The sequence below is a fragment of the Pontibacter deserti genome, from assembly GCF_023630255.1.
In the GTDB taxonomy this organism is placed as follows: Bacteria; Bacteroidota; Bacteroidia; order Cytophagales; family Hymenobacteraceae; genus Pontibacter; species Pontibacter deserti.
Genome location: NZ_JALPRS010000004.1, coordinates 94,198 through 115,068, shown reverse-complemented (window position 1 = coordinate 115,068; position 20,871 = coordinate 94,198). Strand labels below are relative to the sequence as shown.

Sequence of the window (20,871 nt, the reverse complement as noted above, 5' to 3'; positions counted from 1 at the left end):
TCCGTCCGATTGGGAGTGCAAAGGTAAGAAGCTTTTTACAATCTGCAATACCCTGCCCGTAATTTTTTTTCTTTTTTTCAGCCCCTGCAACTCTTGCAAACTCATGGCGTGCTAGAAGCTTTCCCGCTGTCAGCGGCGGCGGCTCTCTGTCAGAACCGGGTTGCAAAGGTAACACCGTTCAGGTGATGTTTGCAAGTACTCGGAGCAAGTTTTTCGAAAGTTTTTTTTCAGCGGCCGGCTGCCCTAAAGACCGCCTGAAAGAACATAGAAGGGATTCCCCGCTAACAGCTTTCTTGTTTTCCTACCCTTTCTTTCCTACCCTTCCTGCTGAACGGGTTGCAAAAGTAGCTGTTTCTTTGCTCTTTGCAACACCTGCCCGCAAAGTTTTTTATTCAAGCTGCTTAAGTCGCTGACACTGTGGTGGAAAAATTTAAAATCCTTTTCAGGCTTTCCTACAGGTTCTGCTCCTTTAGCAGTATGGCTGCTTTTCCAGTGACCTGTTGTCCCCAGCGCTTAGAGATAACAGAATTAGGTGGGGCCAAAGTTCCTATGAAATGAAAAGTTTTTTCAACTGTCTTACTTCTACTTCCTTTTCTGCCTGCCGCGGGAGGGAAACAGCTATACTTTGGCTCTTAGTTCCTATAGATTACTATATCTATAAACAAAAAGCACCACTTATTACAAGTGGCGCTTTAAAGCTTTAGTGTTTAAGTATAGCTGAACTATATCTTTATACTTTCGGCTTCTTATATAAAGGAACTGTACTGCATGGTTCGCCATACATCAGGCTACTAACTACTGGTAACAGTTTTCGCATAATCTCTACATAAGCATAAGTAGGTACAGGTATACTTCCGCATCCTTTAATTACCACTTTACCGTCACGATATTCTTCCGGATCTATTTTAGCAATGGCCTCCTGAAGTAGAGCTTGTTCTAGAGCTTCTAAATCTCCGAACACATAATAGTTAGCGTGGTTCTGCAGCTTTGTTGCTAGTAGCATATATGCCCAGGTCGGAACTATTGCATCTGCTGAACATATAATGGCTACGTTCTTTCCGTCATAAACCGACCAGTCATGCTCTTTAATAAAAGTCCTGAAGTCTTTCTCTCTCAGGATCAGTCCGTGGAAAAGATTATCTTTTATATCATACACCACGCGCTCGCCCGGATGAAGCAATTCTTCCAGGTTTATAGTTACGAGTGCACTTTGGGCTACCTTATTTATTATCTCTGACATATTTATACTTGTTTATGCCTTAGGTTTACTACTTGTTATATAAACATCTTTCAGATAGAAGGGTTCATAGTAGGCCACATCTTCGAAAACCTGTTCTTTATACTTTTGCAACGCCAGCTCACCTATAGGTTTTGCTGATGGAACAATATTATCTATAAACAAAGCCTTCGGGTTATCCGCATGAAACTGCTTTAACTTACCAGCGCCACTACCGAGAAATATGATCGGCTTGTTCTGAAGCTCTGCTGCAAAAGTATCTGCATCTAATACTATAGGCTCAATTGGCAACACTTCATTTAGTTGATAATCGAGCAGGCAAGTATAAACTTCCATTCGTCGGGCATCCAGCATCGGGCAAAACAGATACTGCACCGCATTAGGTGTACTGTTAATTACCTGTAATGCCAGACTATGTAACGTTGACACTGAAATAAGCGGCTTATCTAAGGCATAACAAATTCCTTTGGCTGTTGCACTGCCAATGCGCAAGCCTGTATAAGAACCCGGCCCTCCTGAAACTGCTATCGCATCAATTTGTTCGAGGGTGGCTCCGCAATTTTCCACCAGTTGGTTTATCATTACAGTTATATGCGACGAATGCGATTTCTCGATCTGAAGTTCTGATGCTCCCAGCAGTTGCTCGTCGCGGTGCAGGGCAACAGAACATACGGTTGAGGAAGTCTCAATGGAAAGTAATAAAGGCATTGGTTTTATACTTGTGTGATGCAAAAGTACGCTATCCAGTTTATACTATAAAGCTATACTTTGTAAAAGCACAAAGGAGATACTTTGCAGCATCTCCTTTGTTTATACTTAGCTTATACTTCTACTTCGTTTTAACTTTCAGGTAAGAAGCATATTTCTGCGGATCATTCAACACATTCTTCGCCATCAGGATATCCGGGTCATCATCAAATGTAGATTCGATGTAGCCTTTCTGTAAGTAATAACGTGAGGCAATTTCTGCTTCCAGCATCTCCTGGATTTCAGGGCGGAAGCGCTGCAGGTCGTTGGCTTTATTATGTGATACCTTTTTACGGATAGCGTCCAGTTCAGCTTTTATATCTTCGTAATGTTTGCCTTCTTTTGATTTATCAGTAAGTTCCACCAGCTCCTGTTCTACAGTTGTAGTATATGACACATCCTTGTTTGCCAGGAAAGCTACAAACTTCTGGTAATCGGCATCGGATAATTTAAAGTCTTTGGCTGATGCTATACTTGGATGCTCCGCTTTATACTTGTTGGCAAACTCAAATAGGTAACCTTTGTTAGCTATAGTGCGGGCAATCTCAGAATAATCAGTCGGCGGCACTTCCACATCAGGGCTAATACCACCACCATCGTATACCACACGGCCTCCTGCTGTTTTATATGCTACACGAAGCGAATCCGGAATAGAAGCCACGCTACCATCCTCATTGCGGTGCGAATAATCGATAGCCTGAATGCAACGGCCACTTGGGGTATAATATTTAGCTGTAGTAACTTTTAGCTGCGAGTTGTAAGAAAGCGGACGTGTTGCCTGTACCAGACCTTTACCAAAAGTACGCTCACCTACCAGTACCGCTCTGTCATAATCCTGCATTACACCGGCTACAATTTCGGCGGCAGATGCGCTGCGCGAACTGGTAAGCACAACCAATGGCACTGTTTTATCTAGCGGTTCGTCTAAGGCTTTGTAGGTCTTGTTCCACTCTTTTACTTTACCCTTAGTGCTAACAATGTCTTTGCCTTTATCCACAAACACATTAGAGATGTTTACTGCTTCGTGCAGCAAACCGCCCGGGTTATCGCGCAAATCGAAAATGATCTTCTTGGCACCCATCTCTTTCAGCTTCTGAACTGCCTGTTTTACTTCTCTGGAGGCATCCATAGTGAAACCGGAAAGCTGGAAGTAGCCGATCTCGTTATCAAGCATACCAATATATGGCACATTCTCCACTGTTATATTAGCGCGCAGAAGCTCTACCGTGCGTGATTTGGTTTGTCCGTAGCTTTTGATCTCCAGTTTTATAGGAGTATTGGCCTGGCCTTTCAGCAGTTTGCTTACCTCAGCAGATGGCTTACCAGTTACATTTACACCATCAATTTTCAGGATCTGGTCACCTATAGTCAGGCCGGCTTTCTGTGCAGGCGAACCCTCGTAAGGCATCTGGATAACTACTTTACCATCGTGCACGCCGATACCTGCCCCAATTCCGCCGTACTGGCCGGTAGTCATGGTGCGGAAATCTTCGATATCGTCTTCCGGAATATAGTTGGTGTAAGGATCCAGCGATTTAAGCATGGCATCAATACCCGTGCGCATCATTTGTGCAGGCGGCACATCATCCACGTAATAGGTATTTACTTCTTTAAAAAGGGTGGCGAATACATCAAGATTTTTGGCAATCTCGAAATAGCGATCGGAGTCAGATTTAAAAGATACCAGGCCTAAACCTAAACCAGCTACTACAATGCCGGCGATATATTTTTTATACATAATTTTCGGGTTAGAGAACAAGAAAAGCCTACGTACTGAGACAACGTTCTAAACCGGAAATTAGTTTTTTCTGAATAGATTGAAAGGTTTTTTTTTCTTTACCGATATAAAGTATACCTAGTAAAGCAGGTGCTTTAGCCGGATCGGCAAGCAGGAGATGTTTGTTAAGGCGGTAAGCCTCACGTATTTGCCGTTTAAGGCGGTTGCGGTCTACGGCGCGTTTGAAATGGCGCTTAGATACTGAAATTACCACCTGTGTGGATGCAGGCGCTGCGCCAGGCTCGGTATAATAAACAAAGCGAAGCGGATACAAATTAAAAGAAGAACCCTTGGAGAACAGTAGCGTGATTAAGCGCTTACTGCACAAGCGTTCTTCTTTCGAAAATGTATAAGTAGTTGGCTGGCTCGCTTGCTGATCGTTAGCTGCTTCTATAGTCATTAGCGGCTACGCAATAGCAAAAGCTGCTTCCTTTTCAGGAATTAAGCTGCCTTGTGTCTTTTCTCGTCAGAAACAGTTAGCCTCTTTCTGCCTTTGGCTCTTCTGCTAGCCAAAACTCTTCTACCGTTAGCGGTCTCCATTCTAGATCTGAAGCCGTGCTTATTTCTTCTTTTTCTCTGAGAAGGCTGGAATGTTCTTTTCATCGTATGCCAATGGTTTTATTATGGCCTGCAAAATTAGAGAACCTTTTGTAATTATCAAACCCCAACCCTAAATTTTTACTAAAAACTGTTTGATTGCTGATTGCTTTGATATTTATTTTTTAGAACTATAACTATAACATATACTTTGCTGCAGCATTCGCAAACAGAATACCCGCTATTGGGGTAAAACCTTTCAACAATTTAACAATACAGCCATTTAACAACCAGCAATCAAACTATGATCTCGTACCACCTGAGTTATACTTCAGCACTTTCGCACTTTCTGGATATCAGCATAACTATAACCGGTAACACGCAGCAGGAGTTATACTTACAGTTGCCTGCCTGGCGCCCGGGTCGTTATGAGTTGCAGCAGTTTGCCCAAAAACTACGCCAGGTTACTGCCACAGCACATGGAGCAAATATAAGCATACAGAAAGCAACCAAAGACCGCTGGGTGGTGCAGGCTGATGGAGCAGACACTATCACTATAAACTATAGCTTTTATGCCCGGCAGATGGATGCAGGCGGGTCGTGGCTGGATGAGCAGATGCTATACCTGAACCCGATAAACTGCCTGATGGCTGTAGAAGGACGTGAGCATGAACCCTGTGAAGTAAGTATAGCCATACCTGAAAACTGGCAAATCGCCTGCGGATTACCTGAGATCAGAAAACATACCTTAAGCGCTGCAAACTACGATGAACTGGTAGACAGCCCGTTTATAGCCAGCAACTCGTTGCAACATTCGAGCTATACATTGGCCGGCACCACTTTCCACATTTGGATACAAGGCGCCTGCAAACCTGACTTGCCAAAGATCATCCACGATTTTAAAGCCTTTAGTAAAGCGCAGATAGAGGTGTTCGGTGATTTTCCGGTGCCGGAGTACCATTACCTGAACCTTATACTTCCGTACCGCACCTACCACGGCGTAGAGCATAGTCATTCTACTGTTATCACGCTTGGCCCTGGTGAACTATTGATGACGCCGGCATTATATAAAGAGTTTATCGGGGTGAGTTCGCATGAGCTTTTCCATACCTGGAACATTAAAAAGATCCGGCCACAGGAAATGCTGCCTTACAACTTTGCACAGGAAAATTACTTTAAAACCGGCTATGTAGCAGAAGGCGTTACCACTTACTACGGCGATTACATGCTAGCTAGGTCCGGCGTATTTACAGTACAGCAATATTTCGATGAACTGAACACCACGCTGCAACGCTACTTCGCCGACTACAGCCGTCACAACATGTCGGTAGCTGATTCATCATTTGACCTGTGGTTAGATGGCTACAAACCCGGCATACCCGATCGAAAAGTATCTATCTATATAAAAGGCGCTTTAACCGCTTTGCTTCTGGATCTGCAACTGCGGAAAGCAACCAACAACCAGGCAAGCCTGGATACCGTGATGCGGAAACTATGGGAACGATTTGGCAAGCGCAGTATAGGCTACTCCGAACATGATTATGCAGCTTTAGTTGATGAGATTGCCAGGCAGTCCTTTAAACTATACTTCGATAATTTTATAAACGGCACTACTCCAATAGAACCTGCGCTTGACGAAGCACTGAAGTATGTAGGCTGCACCCTGAAGCAGCACGAAAACACATTACTTTATGAGAGTCGTTTTGGGTTTAAAATAACTGCTGAACAAACAATAAAGGTAACTGCTGTAGCCCCGGCATCTCCGGCTTTTAATACCTTAAGTATAGACGACGAACTGATTGCCCTGAACGGTAGAAAACTGGAACAGAACCTGCAGCATTTATTACAGCAGCATCCATCTCCTGAAACTATAACCCTTACACTCTTCCGGGACAAGCAAATACGGCAGGTTATACTTATACCAACATCACAAGGCTATTACCCAAAGTATACCATAGAAAAGCGACCAGACGCGAATGCTACAGAGAAAGAAAACTTTAAGCATTGGCTGCATCAGGAGTTTTAGACATAAAAAACGCGGGCAGAGAGTTTGATAGCCTCTGCCCGCGCCAGTATGTTCATAGTTTTATTCTGTTGCTAGTGTGCCTTTACTTTTTCTTGTAAGGCATATTGTTGCCACCTTGTGCCAGGTTTCTGTTCGGATTCTGAACTTTAGAATCTTCCGTCTGCTGCACTTTATGGGTAGGATCTGTCTTCACTTTACTCTTCGGGTTTTGCGCATCTGCTTTGCCCTTCATCTGATTTTTGTTATTGTTCATAGCTTGGATTCTTAAGTAACTTATACTTTAGTTTTACCCCGACTGGCGCGGTTTAGTTACAAAACAGCTGATATAGTTTAGGCAAAGGCAACAAAAAAGGGGAAGCCCAAGCCTCCCCTTTTCTTATAGTTTATACTTGCTAAAACTACTGCAGCACAGTATCAAAAGCAACCAGGTTCACGAACTGCTGCACGCGGTTTTCGATCTCCTCTGTGCTCAGGTTTTTCAGGCGCTCTGTACCAAATTTCTCTACGCAGAACGATGCCATCGCCGAACCATAAATAATAGCACGCTTCATGTTCTCAAAGCTGATATCGTTAGTGCTGGCAATGTAGCCGATAAAGCCACCTGCAAATGTATCGCCGGCTCCGGTAGGGTCAAATACTTCTTCCAAAGGCAATGCTGGCGCGAAGAATACTTTATCTTCGTTAAACAGCAAAGCACCATGCTCCCCCTTCTTGATGATCAGGAATTTAGGTCCCATTGCCATGATCTTTTTAGCAGCCTTAACCAATGAATACTCACCGCTCAGTTGGCGTGCTTCTTCATCGTTGATAGAAAGAACATCTACCAGTTTCAATGTCTCCATCAGTTCTGGTAAAGCAATGTCCATCCAGAAATTCATGGTGTCCATCACGATCAGCTTTGGCTTTTGAGTAAGGCGCTCGATTACAGTTTTCTGAACTTGTGGAGCCAGGTTACCCAGCATTAGGTATTCGCAGCCTTGGTAAGCATCCGGGATGATCGGGTCGAAATCGCCCAGCACGTTTAGTTCTGTAACCAGCGTTTCGCGGCTGTTCATGTCGTTAAAGTAGCGGCCAGACCAGAAAAAAGATTTCTCGTTCTCTTTTACCTGCACACCTTCGGTGCTGATGTTGCGCTGGTGCATTAAAGCAATGTGGTCCTGATCGAAATCGCCACCAACTACAGACACTACATTTACCGGCTTCACGAAGTATGAAGACGAAAGAGAGATATAAGTAGCCGCGCCACCTACAATCTTATCAGTTTTACCGAAAGGAGTTTCCAGCGCGTCAAACGCCATCGAACCTACTACTACTAAGCTCATATTTTTGCTAATTATGAATTACGAAATAAGAAACACGAATAGGTTTATACTTAAAATCAGCAGTTTACCCGTTCGGCAAGTTAACAATTAACTAAAACAAAAAAGCCCCTGAAGGTTAGCTTCAAGGGCTTGGGGTGACCGATGGGATTCGAACCCACGACTTCCAGAATCACAATCTGGTGCTCTAACCAACTGAACTACGATCACCGTGTCTCGTTTGAGAGTGCAAATATACGCACGAAATCACACAACGCAATACTATACGCGCATTTTTGGGTAAAAATTTTACCTGTTACAGCAAAGTATAAAGTAAATGCTTCAGATAAAGGTCTTTACTCGCTAAGCTTTGTACCGCACCACGGGCAGTAATTTATTACAACCATAGTTGCTCCGCCATTGTGCACCGGTATACCATAAAGCCCTTCATCCCACTTATTAATGATCACTTCCGGGTCATCATACTTAATCTCCCCTTCCTCGTCCAAGCTTTCGAAAACCTTGTCAGCCATCATCATACAGCATAAGTCCTGATAGTCGAAGCCTTTGGCTTTTAGCTTTTCGGCTGTTACCCAATTGTAGCAGGCTTCGTCTTCGTGTATTGCATCGGCGTAGGCTGCATACTCTTCCGATTCCAGCACTTCCTGCGGCAGCTCCTTTCCGAAGAACTTATAGTGCAACTCTTTAAACTTTTCTAACTCCATCCTTACCTGTCAAACAAAAGTCTTTCTCCTTTCTTGCTCTCATCAAATGTGCCGTTGCTGTAAACCAGATGCCCCGAAACTATAGTATGCATTATAGTTGAGCTGAAAGTATGGCCTTCAAATGGTGACCAGCCACATTTATAGTAGGTATTCTCTTTGGTAACAGTATAAGGTTTGTTCAGATCTACCAGCACCAGGTCGGCCCAATAGCCTTCTCTAATGTAACCGCGTTCGCGCACATTAAAAAGTATAGCCGGCGCATGCGCCATTTTCTCCACTACTTTCTCCAGCGTCAGTTTGCCCTGTTTTACAAATTCCAGCATCATCTGCAACGAGTGTTGAATTAAAGGCACTCCGGATGGTGCTTGCTTATACTTGCCTTGCTTTTCTTCCCAAAGGTGCGGGGCGTGGTCGGTGGCAATTACATCCAGTTTATCTTCCAGCAGACCCTGCAACAATCCTTCTTTGTGGCGATGCTCTTTTACAGCCGGGTTACATTTTATCTGGGTGCCATACTTGTCGTAATCCTCTTTATCAAACCACAAATGGTGCACGCAAACTTCGGCAGTAATGCGTTTCTGCTCCAACGGAATGTCGTTGCGGAAAAGCTTCAGTTCTTCTTCGGTAGAGATGTGCAGGATGTGCAGACGGGTATTATGCTTCTCAGCTAGCTTAACCGCCAGGAAAGATGATTTAAAACAAGCTGCTTCGTTACGTATTTCGGGGTGGCACTTTACCGGAATATCTTCGCCATACTTCTCTTCATAAATGGCCATGTTGTCGCGGATGGTCTGCTCGTCTTCGCAGTGTACGGCAATGGGTAGTTTGGCTTTCGAGAAGATCTGTTCCAGCGTTTCGGCATTATCTACAAGCATGTTCCCCGTGGAAGAACCCATAAATATCTTGATACCGCAAACCGTGTTTGGGTTGGTTAGCAGCACCTCGGCCAGGTTATCGTTGGTGGCACCCATGTAAAAAGAGTAGTTCGCCAGCGAGGTTTCTGCAGCTATTTTATACTTGTCTTCCAGCAGTTCCTGCGTTGTGGCATTAGGCACTGTATTCGGCATCTCCATAAAAGAAGTTGTTCCGCCCACTACAGCTGCTTTTGCCTCCGAACCTATAGTCGCTTTATGGGTAAGTCCTGGCTCTCTAAAGTGTACCTGGTCGTCTATTACACCCGGCAGCAAGTATAAACCGGTAGCATCTATAGTTTGGTCAGCCTCGGCTGTTATACTTTGATCTATTTGTGCAATACGTCCGTCTTTTACCAGCACATCGGCAGTACTTATTCTTCCTTCGTTTACGAGTTGCGCGTTTTTTATGAGGATGCTTTTCATGGTGCTAAGATACGGAGAGAAGAGAAAGGGAGAGAATAATTTCCTGTTTTACTCAGTAATTGCTCTTAATTTATTATCAATAATATTTACCCATTTAACCTGAGCTTCTAACCACTTATACTTTCTCCATGCATCTGCAAACTCCCCTTCTTTCTGATAATCTTTTACTTCAAAATTATATTCTGATGCACCATTTTTCATTACTACTTCCTGAAAAGAATAGTGGCTGGTACTCGCCGGCTTAGAAATGATTACTGTCCCATCCGCTTTTACTTTTCTTATGCCGACTTCAGTTTTTTGTAGTCTGGATTTATTCTTCTCATAAAAAGAGAACACATCAGGTAGTTCATCAATATTAGTTGTAGTTTCAAAACAACAGCTAATCTGCTTTAGGTAGCTCTTCCCACCAACTTGCCATATTATACTTGCATTTACACCTTCACTTATACACTCGCAAGATGGTTCATATCCTTTCTTATAAAGTATTTCACACCCCACACATCCTGTAGTATAGATTAAAAAAGTATCAACTTTATCTGCTATTAGTTCTCTCTTAGTTAACTCAATTTTATTATAAACATCAAACTCCTTGCCCTGCCCTTCTGCTGATTTCAGAGTGATTGCATAAAAAGTTACTAAGAGCAATATGTTGAAGTATACTTTGAGCATAAAACCAGTTTTAATTCAGTATAATATACATTTAAACTCACGCAATTTAAACACATTACTTCTCTCCCATAAAATTACCGTACTTTTGTAGTTACAAGTAAAGTATAATTTATAGTACCATGGCCGAAGAAGCAGAGAAAGAAATAACCACGTTCGAAGATTTTAAGCTGAACAAACAGCTGCTGAACGCCATTGCCGATGCCGGCTACGAAAAGCCTACACCTATACAATTACAGGCTATTCCGTTGATTTCGGCGGGGCACGATATTTTAGGCATTGCCCAGACCGGAACCGGTAAAACCGCTGCCTTTTTATTGCCGCTGATCATGAAGGTAAAGTATGCGCAAGGCCAACACCCACGTGCGCTTATTATTGCCCCTACCCGCGAACTGGTAATGCAGATCGAGGAGAACATCAAGCTGTTGGCAAAGTATACCGACCTGCGCTACACCGCTATTTATGGTGGTTTGGGCCCAAAAACGCAGATCGAAACTATAAGTAAAGGCATTGATATTTTAGTAGCTACGCCTAAACGCCTGATGGAACTATACCTGAAAGGTGAGCTGGTATTAAAAGAACTGAAAACGCTGATTCTGGACGAGGCTGACAAAATGATGGATATGGGTTTTATGCCGCAGATCCGCCAGCTGCTGGAAGTGATCCCGCGTAAGCGCCAGAACCTGCTCTTTTCGGCTACCATGCCCGATAAGGTAGTACAGCTGTCAGAAGAGTTCCTGGAGTTCCCGACGCGCGTGGAAGTAACGCCACAGGCAACTCCTGTTGAAACAGTTAGCCAGGTTCTTTACCGTGTGCCAAACATCCGCACCAAAATTGCTTTGCTGGAGCATCTTATCCAGGACGAAGAAACCTTTAAACGTGTGATCATCTTTACACGCAGCAAGAAAAATGCAGAAAATGTAGCCAAATACTTGGAGCGGAAAGAGTACGGCGAAGTGCGTGCTATACATGGCAACAAAGGACAGAATACCCGCATTAACTCTATGGAAGCTTTTAAAGGAGGTGATGTGCGCTTTTTAATTGCAACGGATGTGGCTGCGCGCGGCATTGATGTAACGATGGTAAGCCATGTAATCAACTTTGATGTGCCGTTTGTGTACGAAGATTACGTGCACCGCATTGGCCGCACCGGCCGTGCCGAGCAGGAAGGTGCGGCCATAACTTTTGCCAACGAAGCCGAGATGTACCACATCCGCAAAATAGAAAACATTATCCGGATGCAGATACCGGAGCTACCTTTGCCGGAAGAAGTGGAAATACACCCGACTACGTTTGAGGAGCAGCAGGATATAGCCATGGAAGTAGACCGCCAGAAGCGCCGCGAGAATCCTGATTTCAAAGGGGCCTTCCATGAGAAAAAAGGCAGGCACAAGTCTAACTTCGAGAAGGGCAAGAAAAAAGGTGATCCTAAAAACTCTGGTTGGCAGAAGACTAAAAAGAAAGGAAACAGAAGATAAAATAAAAGCGCCTGCAGTATAAACTGCAGGCGCTTTTATTTTATAGTTTAACTATAGCTTAGAAAAATCGCGAAGCGAAATCTCCGAACTCGAACACCATCAGGTTAAGCAGCGCGCTCCACATTACGGCACTCCAGAGCATATGTATAAATATCTTTTTGCGCGGTGCTCCAAACAAGGCAGCTACCACTGTACCAACTATAGGTGTTAAAAGTATAGGTGTTAAAAAAGCTACCCCAACCACGCCAAAACTTTTCCAGATCCTGATGATGCGACGGTTCTTTTTACTGAAAACAGGTTTCTGTTTTTCGCGCTGCCGCTTTGCCCACCATTTCGAGAATTCCCTGCCCACTAATGAAAAAATGATTACCGTGGTCATCATGCCGGCTATAGTTAACAGTACCGTCTCCATGTAGGTTAGCCCCAGTGAAATACCTGTAACAGGCCCGGCAAAAAACTTTACCATGCTTATCAGGTATACCGACAAATATTTAAGGATCTCTACCAACACCTCTATCTTCTTAATTGCATTTTAATTTATTACAACTTACCTGTTGTGATTTATACGCAGCAGCCATGTACAATATGTTGCATTTTACCAACAACCTGCTTGTAACCAAACCATATACACAAAAAGGCAATCTTCTGATTAACAGCCTTATACCTCCTATAGTTCAGACTTTCAAGCAGCTATATTTTAGGGCCAAAGGCTAGATCGCCGGCGTCGCCCAGGCCAGGCACAATGTACGATTTCTCGTTCAAGTGCTCGTCTAGTGCACCCAACCATATGTTTGCTTCCGGTATTTCCTCTTGCAGGTACTTTACCCCTTCCGGCGACGCAATAACTGCAGCTACATGTACCTGAACCGGTTTACCATGGCGCAGCATCCCTTTATAAGCTTTCACCAGCGACTTACCGGTTGCCAGCATCGGGTCGGCAAGTATAAGTATCTTATCATGCAGATCAGTAGAAGCCAGGTATTCCATATTTATCTGCAGTTCGGTATTCTCCTCTTCCACGCGGTAAGCGCCTACAAACGTACTAAAAGCTTTATCAAAGTAATTAAGCATACCGTTGTATAGCGGCAGGCCAGCCCGAAGTATAGTGGCAAGCACCGGTTGCGCTTTAAGTAACATTGTCTGTGTCTGGGCCAGCGGCGTAGTTACACCTGCTGAAGTATAAGGCAATGTTTTAGAAATCTCGTAAGCCAGCAGTTCGCCCAGCCTTTCAAGGTTCCTTCTGAAGCGCAGGCTATCATGCTGTATGTTTACGTCGCGCAGTTCGGCTACAAAGTGGTTGGCCAGCGAAGGTGTATCTGTAAGAATGTGCAGGTTGTTATAGTGCATGCTTCCGGGTTTTTACTCGCTAAAGATACAGAAGTGCCGTCGCCACACCAATCTCTCCCGTAATAATTTTATACCTGCACTTTTACATTTGTTTATAGAATAACGTAAGAACTGGTGCATCCTGTATATTTTCTATCATAACCGAACAAAATCATATAAAAGCAGTAAATTCGGCTTTCAGGATACTACATTTTATACTTACCTGAACACTCAGAACATGAAGAAAATAGCGTGTTTGCTGATGCTGCTTGGCCTGGCCGGCGGCTCAACCCTGCAGGCCCAGGACACTTACGTGCCTTACGACCCGGAGATTTACAGGCTTATAGACCGATACCATATTTTGTATGGTACCCAGTTACCAGAATTCCATACAGCTGTCAGGCCTTTTGGCAGGCAGGATGTGGCGAAACTGGCAGAATTAAGCGCTCAGAACAGTAGTAATGCTACAGATGTTTTTAACACCACTTACCTGTTGAATGACAACTGGAACTATACTGAGCAAGACAGCAACACAAGCAAGTATATATTTCTGAAATACTTCTATAAGAACAAAACTGATTTCTACCACTACCAGAGCAAAGACTTTACTTTACGTGTAAACCCAGTTCTTCATGTAGAAGCAGGATATGATAATCAATCTGATGGCATCCGCTATGTTAACACAAGAGGTATACAATTAGAAGGTACGATAGATGAAAGATTAGGCTTTTATACTTTTATAGGAGAGAACCAGGCACGCTTCCCGGAGTATGTAGTTGACCGTATTGAGCGCGATAATGTGGTGCCCCATGAAGGCTGGTGGAAACCCTACAACACAACAGGCTATGATTTCCTGACTGCCCGTGGCTATTTAAACTATGGCCTTACCAGGCATGTAGAGATACAACTCGGTCATGACAGGCATTTTATTGGAGAGGGCTATCGCTCAATGGTTTACTCTGACTATGCTCCTCCGGCATTTTTCCTGAAGCTGAACACACGCGTTTGGAAACTGCATTACATGAACCTGTTTCAGGAACTTACCCCTCAGTTTAAACGCACACAGGTTGATGAGCTATTTGATAAAAAGTACATGGCTCTGCACAGGCTGGGTATCAACTTTACTCCGAATTTTAATTTAGGCATTTTTGAGACTGTAATTTTTGCCAGAGACGAAGGCAAATTTGAGCTTCAGTACCTCAACCCGATCATACTTTACCGTACTGTAGAGCAAATGATTGGTAGTGAAGACAATGCCTCATTCGGTATTGATTTTAAGTGGAACATCCTGAACAGGGCACAGCTTTATGGACAACTATACTTGGATGAATTAAGAATTGATGAAGTAAAATCGGGCAATGGCTGGTGGGGTAACAGGCAATCGGGGCAGATAGGGGCAAAATACATTGATGCATTTAACTTATCAAACTTAGATCTACAAGGCGAAGTAAACATTATACGTCCATATACTTATCAACACCAAGACCAGTACAGGAACTACCAACACTATAACCAAGCATTAGCTCACCCAAACGGAGCAAACCTTTATGAATTTATTGGTATAGCACGTTATCAGCCTATTCCTAAGCTTAATGTTACGGCAAAAGCTATTTTTACAAAGTATGGGCAGGATGAAGTAACCGCAACAGATACCATAAACTGGGGTAACAACGTAAATTACCCATATACTAAACGTGCTCTAGGGTATGGTAATAAAATTGCACAAGGCAACACAACCAACCAGCTACACTTGGATCTTACTGTCAGCTTCCAGTTACGGCACAACGTATTTATAGACCTGAAGCAAATTCTCCGCAGTTCAGATGTTGAAATCCGCAGTCCAGATGCTGAAATAAACAGCTTTGACATGAACACAGTCTTTACCTCTTTTGCCTTCCGCTGGAATATTCCACAACGGCTACACGAATTTTAAAGAAATTTATACCTGAAACAAAAACGGCTATACTTGTTTGCGCAGGTATAGCCGTTTTTATAATTAAACTGGCAAGTCTTTAAGTAAAACTTCCCGCTCTTGTTCAGTCCATTTACTTTTTAGCGGAATGATATTGGCAGCATCTGCAAACACTGGTGGTTTTGTGTTTTTTGAGCCTAATGTAATTCTGATAAAGTGATGGTTAAACACTCCTAATGCCACATGCATTGGTTTAATGTCACCATACTCTATACTTCTTTTTTTACTGCGCATATACAGGTCCCAATCAGCAGCCATCAGGCGCTCATCCCAAAACCCTACTTTATCCAGTGCGCTGCGCTTCATGATCACGGAGTTACCTAAAAAGCCTTCAATTACATCAGTGCCATACTTTGCATAACGCTGCTGGTTATACCTCTCCCAGTTGCCATACATCAGGCGCACCATCAGCCGGAACGTAAAATCATTCTTAGCGAAATAACCTATTATGTTCTTGATTGCCTTCCAGCGGCGGTGCAGTTTTTTGGTAGCTTCAGGAGTTTCGGCGCGCTCTATGCCGCTTGGGGTAATAATCTCCAGCCCATGGGCATCCATTGCTTCCAGTAGTTTTTTGTCCCAGTGCGGGGCAACTATAATATCATTGTTCAGGAAAGCAAACACATCATATTTAGCCGCTCTTATTCCCTGATTCTGGCAATAGGGGTACGAATAATTCTGACTGTTCTCAATAACTGTTGCACCTATACTTTTAAAATATTCGCGGCTGCCGTCGGTAGAGTTATTATCAATTATGATCAGCTCATAGGTATGATAAGTATACTTTTGCAGGTGCTCAACGAAAATCTTATTGATGGCTAACTGGTTATGAACAGCCACGATGATACTTATCATAAATGTGCTAGGTAAGGTTAATCTGAAGTGCAAAAATAGTAAAACCACCTGATATACTGAGGCTGCAACTATAAACCGTGGGCTAAACGCTAATTAATTAGTAACTTGCGGCCGTTTTTTACCAACCCTGAATGAAGACTTTTTTTAGATTACTTGCATTTGCAAAACCATATAGCCGTTACATTCCATCGTATGCGGTGCTGGCGCTGCTTGCAGTTGTGTTCGGACTTTTAAACTTTACCCTGCTTATTCCGCTGCTAAATGTATTGTTTGATGCCGCTCCGGCCAAGCAGCCCATTGAGCCAACTTTTGCGCTTAACATAAATTATTTCAAACAGCTTTTCGATTACTGGTTCTATACCATCCGCTTTGAATATGGAGCTAAGGGAGCGCTTCAGTTTGTCTGTGGAGTTATACTTGTATCTGTTTTCTTTTCAAACCTGTTCAAGTATTTATCGCAGCGCGTGATGACGGACATGCGAACTTCGGTTGTGCGCAACATACGTCATGCGCTGTTCGAGAAAATGACACTGCTTGATATTGATTTCTTTAACAAGCGCCGCAAAGGAGATCTGCTTTCCAGTTTATCAAGCGATGTAAATGAGATAGAATCGTCGGTAGTAAGCTCGGTGCAGGTTGTTTTTCGTGAACCCCTGATGCTGGTAGGCTATGTAGTGCTGTTGTTCATGATGTCAGTGGAGCTGACACTGTTTACCATGCTGGTACTACCAGTTTCAGGTTTTGTAATTGCTAGCATCTCTAAAAAACTCCGCCGCGACGCCAAACGAGGACAGGCTTTATTGGGCAACATCCTGAGCGCTATGGAAGAAACGATCTCTGGTAACCGAATTGTAAAAGGTTTTAATGCAGAGGCACACGTTCAGTCAAAATTCGACCACGAAAATAACCAGTATCGCAAGGTGTTAAGCTCAGTTTATAACAAAAAAGAACTAGCCTCGCCTATCTCTGAATTTTTAGGGGTAACTGTAGTAGCAGGTATACTTTTATATGGTGGCCAACTAGTACTTGAGAACCGCTCCGACCTGACAGCGTCCGAATTCCTAACCTATATTATACTTTACTCCCAGATACTGGTGCCGGCTAAAAACATCTCCAATGCCATTACAACTATACAGCGTGGTATTGCATCCGGTGAGCGTGTGTTAGGAATTATAGACCACCCTATTGAAATAAAAGAAAAACCGAACGCCATACCTGTTCCGCAATTTACAGAAGGGGTAGAATACAGAGATGTAGAGTTTACTTACGGCGAAGATAAAGTACTGGACGGGGTATCATTTGAGCTGCAGAAAGGTAAGATCATTGCGCTGGTTGGCCCATCAGGTTCCGGTAAATCGACTATAGCAGATCTGTTACCGCGCTTTTATGATGTCATCGGTGGCCAGATCCTGATCGATGGAAAAGATATTCGGGATGTGAAACTGAAAGACCTGCGCAGCCATATGGGAATCGTAACACAGGAGTCTATACTTTTCAACGATACCATCTTCAACAACATTGCTTTTAATAAGACCGATGCAACCGAAGAAGAAGTGATAGCAGCCGCAAAAGTAGCCAACGCTCATGAGTTTATTATGGAGACGCCAAACGGCTACCAGACCATGATCGGCGACAGGGGCAGCAGGCTTTCGGGTGGGCAGCGGCAGCGCTTAAACATTGCAAGGGCAATACTTAAAAACCCGGCTATACTTATCTTGGATGAAGCAACTTCGGCTTTGGATACCGAATCAGAAAAACTTGTACAGGAAGCATTAACCAACCTGATGAAGAACAGGACCACCATTGTGATTGCACACCGGTTAAGTACCATTCAGCATGCAGACGAGATTCTGGTGCTTCAGAAAGGCAGAGTTGTGGAACGTGGTACTCACGATGAGTTACTGCAAACCAGCGGTTTGTATGCTAAGTTAACGCAGATGCAACTGGTATAATAACGGAATAATAGTATAATTTACCATAAAATATTGCGTTTTTAAATGAATCAGCGATAGGGTATTTTAAAATAACAATATCTTTTTTTAGATTTAGAGACACTTGTTATTACACCTAAATTACACCTTGAGCATGAGAATACTTAATACCCTTTTTAACATAGTTGCTGTGGCCTATGCCCTGACGTTGGCCCTTGTGCTAACCTCTATAGTTAGCGAGAGTGCAATATTCAACCACATCCGGACAGAAGCGCAAATTTTGCAACTTTACAAGGCTTTTGCTGGGGTAGGTGCTGGCATGTTGCTTGTAAAAGTTATACTGAGCAGCCTTTATAGCGGCAACCTGCGTTACGAACATCATATTTCACAGCTTAAGGTAAACGACCTGAAAGTGGAGCTTTATGAAAGACGTCAGGAATTCAGAAACAACAACTTCAGAACACCGATTACCGAAGAGCACTTGGAAGCAGCAGCGGTTTAATAACATAAAATGACAACAACTATACTGGAAGAACTGGAGCAGGCCCAGCAAACGCTTGCAAACTTTATTTCCGATAAAAACAACATAGCAGCCATTGAACAGGCTGCTAAACTAATGGCCGATGCAATAACAGCAGGTGGCAAAATAATATCGTGCGGTAATGGTGGTTCTATGTGCGATGCCATGCACTTTGCCGAAGAGCTGACCGGCCGCTACCGCGATAACCGCAGAGCCTTGCCTGCTATTTCAATTTCGGATGCCAGCCACATGAGCTGCGTAGGCAACGATTATGGCTATGAATTTGTATTCTCGCGTTACGTAGAAGCACTTGGCAATAATAATGATGTATTGTTAGCTATCAGCACAAGTGGTAACTCCGGCAACGTTATTAAAGCAGCCGAGGCAGCAAAAGCCAAAGGCATGAAAGTGGTTGGGCTAACAGGTAAAGATGGCGGCAAGCTAGCTCCACTCTGCGATGCTGAAATACGCGTACCTCACATGGGCTATGCTGACCGTGTGCAGGAGATACATATAAAGGTGATACACATACTTATACTTTTGCTGGAGAAACAGCTTACTTAAAAGTAGTATAAGAATATTGCACAATGGAAGGTATAGCCGAAAGCTATACCTTTTTTAATTAGTTATATTTTTCTGATCACTCACCTTATATTTATACTTCGTAGCAGGAATTAATTATACTTTATAGCTGTTCCGGCTACAATTTAAATCTCAGTTTATACTTCCATAAAAAGCAGGTATGCTTGTTAAAACATTTGGCAGTGCGGTGCAGGGTGTAAATGCCTATACCATAACCGTAGAAGTTAGCGTAAGTGCAGGTACAAAATATTTTCTGGTTGGCTTACCCGATAATGCAGTTAAAGAAGGCGAGCAGCGCATCGAGGCAGCATTAAAGCATTATTATTACAAAATGCCGCGCCAGAAGGTAGTCATCAACATGGCACCTGCTGATATCCGGAAAGAAGGCTCCTCCTACGACCTGACCATTGCTATGGGTATATTGGCTGCTTCCGGCCAGATTTCTCCTGATAAGGTTTCGCAGTATATGATCATGGGAGAGCTATCGCTGGATGGTTCGCTGAGACCCATAAAAGGAGTACTGCCAATTGCCATACAAGCCCGTAAAGAAGGTTTTAAAGGATTTATACTTCCGGCACAGAATGCTAACGAAGCAGCCATAGTTAATAACCTGGATATTATACCGGTATCGACCATACAGGAAGCTATAGAATTTCTGGATAACAGGCTGCACATTGAACCTATGGTGGTAAACACCCGCGAAATGTTCCAAAACCAAGCCGACCAATATGCTGCCGATTTTGCTGATGTGCAAGGGCAGGAAAATATTAAACGAGCTTTAGAAATTGCAGCTGCCGGTGGCCATAACCTGATCATGATCGGTCCTCCGGGAGCAGGCAAAACGATGTTAGCCAAAAGACTACCATCTATACTTCCGCCACTCTCAATGCACGAAGCTTTGGAAACAACCAAGATACATTCTGTAGCTGGTAAATTGGGAGAGGCCTCTTCACTCTTAACAACGCGCCCTTACCGTTCGCCGCACCATACCATTTCTGATGTAGCTTTAGTAGGTGGCGGTGGCGTACCACAACCCGGCGAGATCTCTTTATCACATAATGGGGTATTGTTTCTGGATGAGCTGCCAGAATTTAAGCGTACTGTATTAGAGGTAATGCGTCAGCCGTTAGAAGAAAGAAGAGTAACTATCTCCAGAGCAAAGACAACGATAGACTTTCCGGCTAATTTTATGCTGGTAGCCAGCATGAACCCGTGCCCCTGCGGATTTTATAACCACCCGGAAAAGGACTGTGTATGTGGCCCTGGTGTAGTACAACGGTATCTAAATAAAGTAAGCGGCCCGCTCTTAGACCGCATCGACCTGCATGTAGAAGTTACACCTGTTACGTTCGATGAAATGACGGCTACCCGCAAATCAGAAGACAGTACTACGGTTCGTGAAAGAGTAGTAAAAGCCAGGGAGGTGCAGCAGTTACGTTTCAAAGATTTCCCCCAGATACACTCGAATGCCATGATGCCCTCCCAGATGGTAAAAGACATTTGCCAGATAAATGAAGCTGGCAGAACCTTGTTAAAAACTGCTATGGAACGTCTTGGTTTATCTGCCCGTGCTTATGATCGTATCCTGAAAGTAAGCCGCACTATAGCTGATTTAGCTGACAGTACTGAAATAAAAATTGAACACCTTGCAGAGGCCATTCAATACCGTAGTTTAGACCGCGAAGGCTGGGCAGCTTAACTTTAAAGGCAGGAGCACAAAATACTTAAAATAAATAACTTAAGAAGAGCGATACCGGATCAAGGTATCGCTCTTCTTTTTTGGTATACTTCTGCTATACATCTGCCCATACTGCTGTACTACTGCCTTAATTCACTATATTTTTCCTATACCTTTATCAG

General features: G+C 43.5%; 20 protein-coding genes and 1 tRNA gene. 7 read left to right on the top strand and 14 right to left on the bottom strand.

The window, feature by feature from the left end; genetic code table 11:
* Window positions 1-730 precede the first annotated feature (730 nt).
* The 5 genes from MJ612_RS17565 to rpmH all read right to left on the bottom strand — a co-directional run bounded on the left by MJ612_RS17565 (window position 731) and on the right by rpmH (window position 4,364).
* Entirely contained in the window at window positions 731-1,240 is a 510-nt protein-coding gene (locus MJ612_RS17565) for a DUF2480 family protein (RefSeq protein WP_187033956.1), read from the bottom strand.
* 12 nt (window positions 1,241-1,252) lie between these two features.
* The gene (tsaB, locus tag MJ612_RS17560; RefSeq protein ID WP_187033957.1) at window positions 1,253-1,945 is read right to left on the bottom strand and encodes a tRNA (adenosine(37)-N6)-threonylcarbamoyltransferase complex dimerization subunit type 1 TsaB; all 693 of its coding nucleotides are present in this window, start codon (window positions 1,943-1,945) and stop codon (window positions 1,253-1,255) included.
* 121 nt (window positions 1,946-2,066) lie between these two features.
* Window positions 2,067-3,722 (bottom strand): S41 family peptidase, encoded by a 1,656-nt coding sequence (locus tag MJ612_RS17555; RefSeq protein WP_187033958.1) that lies wholly within the window; start codon window positions 3,720-3,722, stop codon window positions 2,067-2,069.
* A 28-nt stretch (window positions 3,723-3,750) separates the two neighbouring features.
* Window positions 3,751-4,161 carry a ribonuclease P protein component gene (rnpA, locus tag MJ612_RS17550; protein ID WP_187033959.1) on the bottom strand — a complete coding sequence of 137 codons (411 nt, stop codon included), beginning with the start codon at window positions 4,159-4,161 and terminating at the stop codon, window positions 3,751-3,753.
* Between the two features lie 41 nt (window positions 4,162-4,202).
* Entirely contained in the window at window positions 4,203-4,364 is a 162-nt protein-coding gene (gene rpmH / locus MJ612_RS17545; protein WP_162347583.1) for a 50S ribosomal protein L34, read from the bottom strand.
* A gap of 238 nt (window positions 4,365-4,602) precedes the next feature.
* Between rpmH and MJ612_RS17540 the strand changes: the two genes are divergently transcribed.
* Window positions 4,603-6,324, top strand: a complete 1,722-nt coding sequence (locus MJ612_RS17540) for a M61 family metallopeptidase (RefSeq protein WP_187033960.1) — start codon at window positions 4,603-4,605, stop codon at window positions 6,322-6,324.
* 82 nt (window positions 6,325-6,406) lie between these two features.
* Here MJ612_RS17540 and MJ612_RS17535 read toward each other — a convergent pair whose 3' ends face one another.
* The 6 genes from MJ612_RS17535 to MJ612_RS17510 form a co-directional block, all read right to left on the bottom strand.
* The gene (locus tag MJ612_RS17535) at window positions 6,407-6,577 is read right to left on the bottom strand and encodes a hypothetical protein (protein WP_187033961.1); all 171 of its coding nucleotides are present in this window, start codon (window positions 6,575-6,577) and stop codon (window positions 6,407-6,409) included.
* Between the two features lie 145 nt (window positions 6,578-6,722).
* The gene (locus tag MJ612_RS17530; RefSeq protein WP_187033962.1) at window positions 6,723-7,646 is read right to left on the bottom strand and encodes a PfkB family carbohydrate kinase; all 924 of its coding nucleotides are present in this window, start codon (window positions 7,644-7,646) and stop codon (window positions 6,723-6,725) included.
* Window positions 7,647-7,776: 130 nt separating this feature from the next.
* Window positions 7,777-7,853, bottom strand: a tRNA-His gene (locus tag MJ612_RS17525).
* Window positions 7,854-7,978: 125 nt separating this feature from the next.
* Window positions 7,979-8,347, bottom strand: a complete 369-nt coding sequence (locus tag MJ612_RS17520) for a DUF6980 family protein (protein ID WP_187033963.1) — start codon at window positions 8,345-8,347, stop codon at window positions 7,979-7,981.
* 2 nt (window positions 8,348-8,349) lie between these two features.
* Complete coding sequence (locus MJ612_RS17515; protein WP_187033964.1) at window positions 8,350-9,684, bottom strand: dihydroorotase; 1,335 nt, start codon at window positions 9,682-9,684, stop codon at window positions 8,350-8,352.
* Window positions 9,685-9,732: 48 nt separating this feature from the next.
* A complete protein-coding gene (locus MJ612_RS17510) occupies window positions 9,733-10,353 on the bottom strand; it encodes a hypothetical protein (protein WP_187033965.1) in 621 nt (206 codons plus the stop codon).
* A 119-nt stretch (window positions 10,354-10,472) separates the two neighbouring features.
* Between MJ612_RS17510 and MJ612_RS17505 the strand changes: the two genes are divergently transcribed.
* Window positions 10,473-11,828 carry a DEAD/DEAH box helicase gene (locus MJ612_RS17505; RefSeq protein ID WP_187033966.1) on the top strand — a complete coding sequence of 452 codons (1,356 nt, stop codon included), beginning with the start codon at window positions 10,473-10,475 and terminating at the stop codon, window positions 11,826-11,828.
* 58 nt (window positions 11,829-11,886) lie between these two features.
* Here the strand turns inward: MJ612_RS17505 and MJ612_RS17500 are convergent, their stop codons facing one another.
* Both MJ612_RS17500 and upp read right to left on the bottom strand, forming a co-directional pair.
* Window positions 11,887-12,294 carry a small multi-drug export protein gene (locus tag MJ612_RS17500; protein ID WP_250419233.1) on the bottom strand — a complete coding sequence of 136 codons (408 nt, stop codon included), beginning with the start codon at window positions 12,292-12,294 and terminating at the stop codon, window positions 11,887-11,889.
* Window positions 12,295-12,518: 224 nt separating this feature from the next.
* Window positions 12,519-13,175, bottom strand: coding sequence for a uracil phosphoribosyltransferase (gene upp, locus MJ612_RS17495; RefSeq protein WP_187033967.1), 657 nt, complete (start codon window positions 13,173-13,175; stop codon window positions 12,519-12,521).
* A gap of 217 nt (window positions 13,176-13,392) precedes the next feature.
* Here upp and MJ612_RS17490 point away from each other — a divergent pair, with 217 nt between their 5' ends.
* Window positions 13,393-15,087 (top strand): hypothetical protein, encoded by a 1,695-nt coding sequence (locus MJ612_RS17490; protein ID WP_250419232.1) that lies wholly within the window; start codon window positions 13,393-13,395, stop codon window positions 15,085-15,087.
* Window positions 15,088-15,150: 63 nt separating this feature from the next.
* Here the strand turns inward: MJ612_RS17490 and MJ612_RS17485 are convergent, their stop codons facing one another.
* Window positions 15,151-15,978 (bottom strand): glycosyltransferase family 2 protein, encoded by an 828-nt coding sequence (locus MJ612_RS17485; RefSeq protein ID WP_187033968.1) that lies wholly within the window; start codon window positions 15,976-15,978, stop codon window positions 15,151-15,153.
* A gap of 131 nt (window positions 15,979-16,109) precedes the next feature.
* On the opposite strand from MJ612_RS17485, the gene MJ612_RS17480 reads away from it, so the two are divergent.
* The 4 genes from MJ612_RS17480 to MJ612_RS17465 all read left to right on the top strand — a co-directional run bounded on the left by MJ612_RS17480 (window position 16,110) and on the right by MJ612_RS17465 (window position 20,710).
* Entirely contained in the window at window positions 16,110-17,930 is a 1,821-nt protein-coding gene (locus MJ612_RS17480) for an ABC transporter ATP-binding protein (protein ID WP_187033969.1), read from the top strand.
* A 133-nt stretch (window positions 17,931-18,063) separates the two neighbouring features.
* Window positions 18,064-18,411: a hypothetical protein gene (locus MJ612_RS17475; RefSeq protein ID WP_187033970.1), complete on the top strand. Its 348-nt coding sequence runs from the start codon at window positions 18,064-18,066 to the stop codon at window positions 18,409-18,411.
* A 9-nt stretch (window positions 18,412-18,420) separates the two neighbouring features.
* Window positions 18,421-18,993, top strand: a complete 573-nt coding sequence (lpcA, locus tag MJ612_RS17470; RefSeq protein WP_187033971.1) for a D-sedoheptulose 7-phosphate isomerase — start codon at window positions 18,421-18,423, stop codon at window positions 18,991-18,993.
* Window positions 18,994-19,171: 178 nt separating this feature from the next.
* Window positions 19,172-20,710, top strand: a complete 1,539-nt coding sequence (locus tag MJ612_RS17465; RefSeq protein ID WP_187033972.1) for a YifB family Mg chelatase-like AAA ATPase — start codon at window positions 19,172-19,174, stop codon at window positions 20,708-20,710.
* Window positions 20,711-20,871 lie beyond the last annotated feature (161 nt).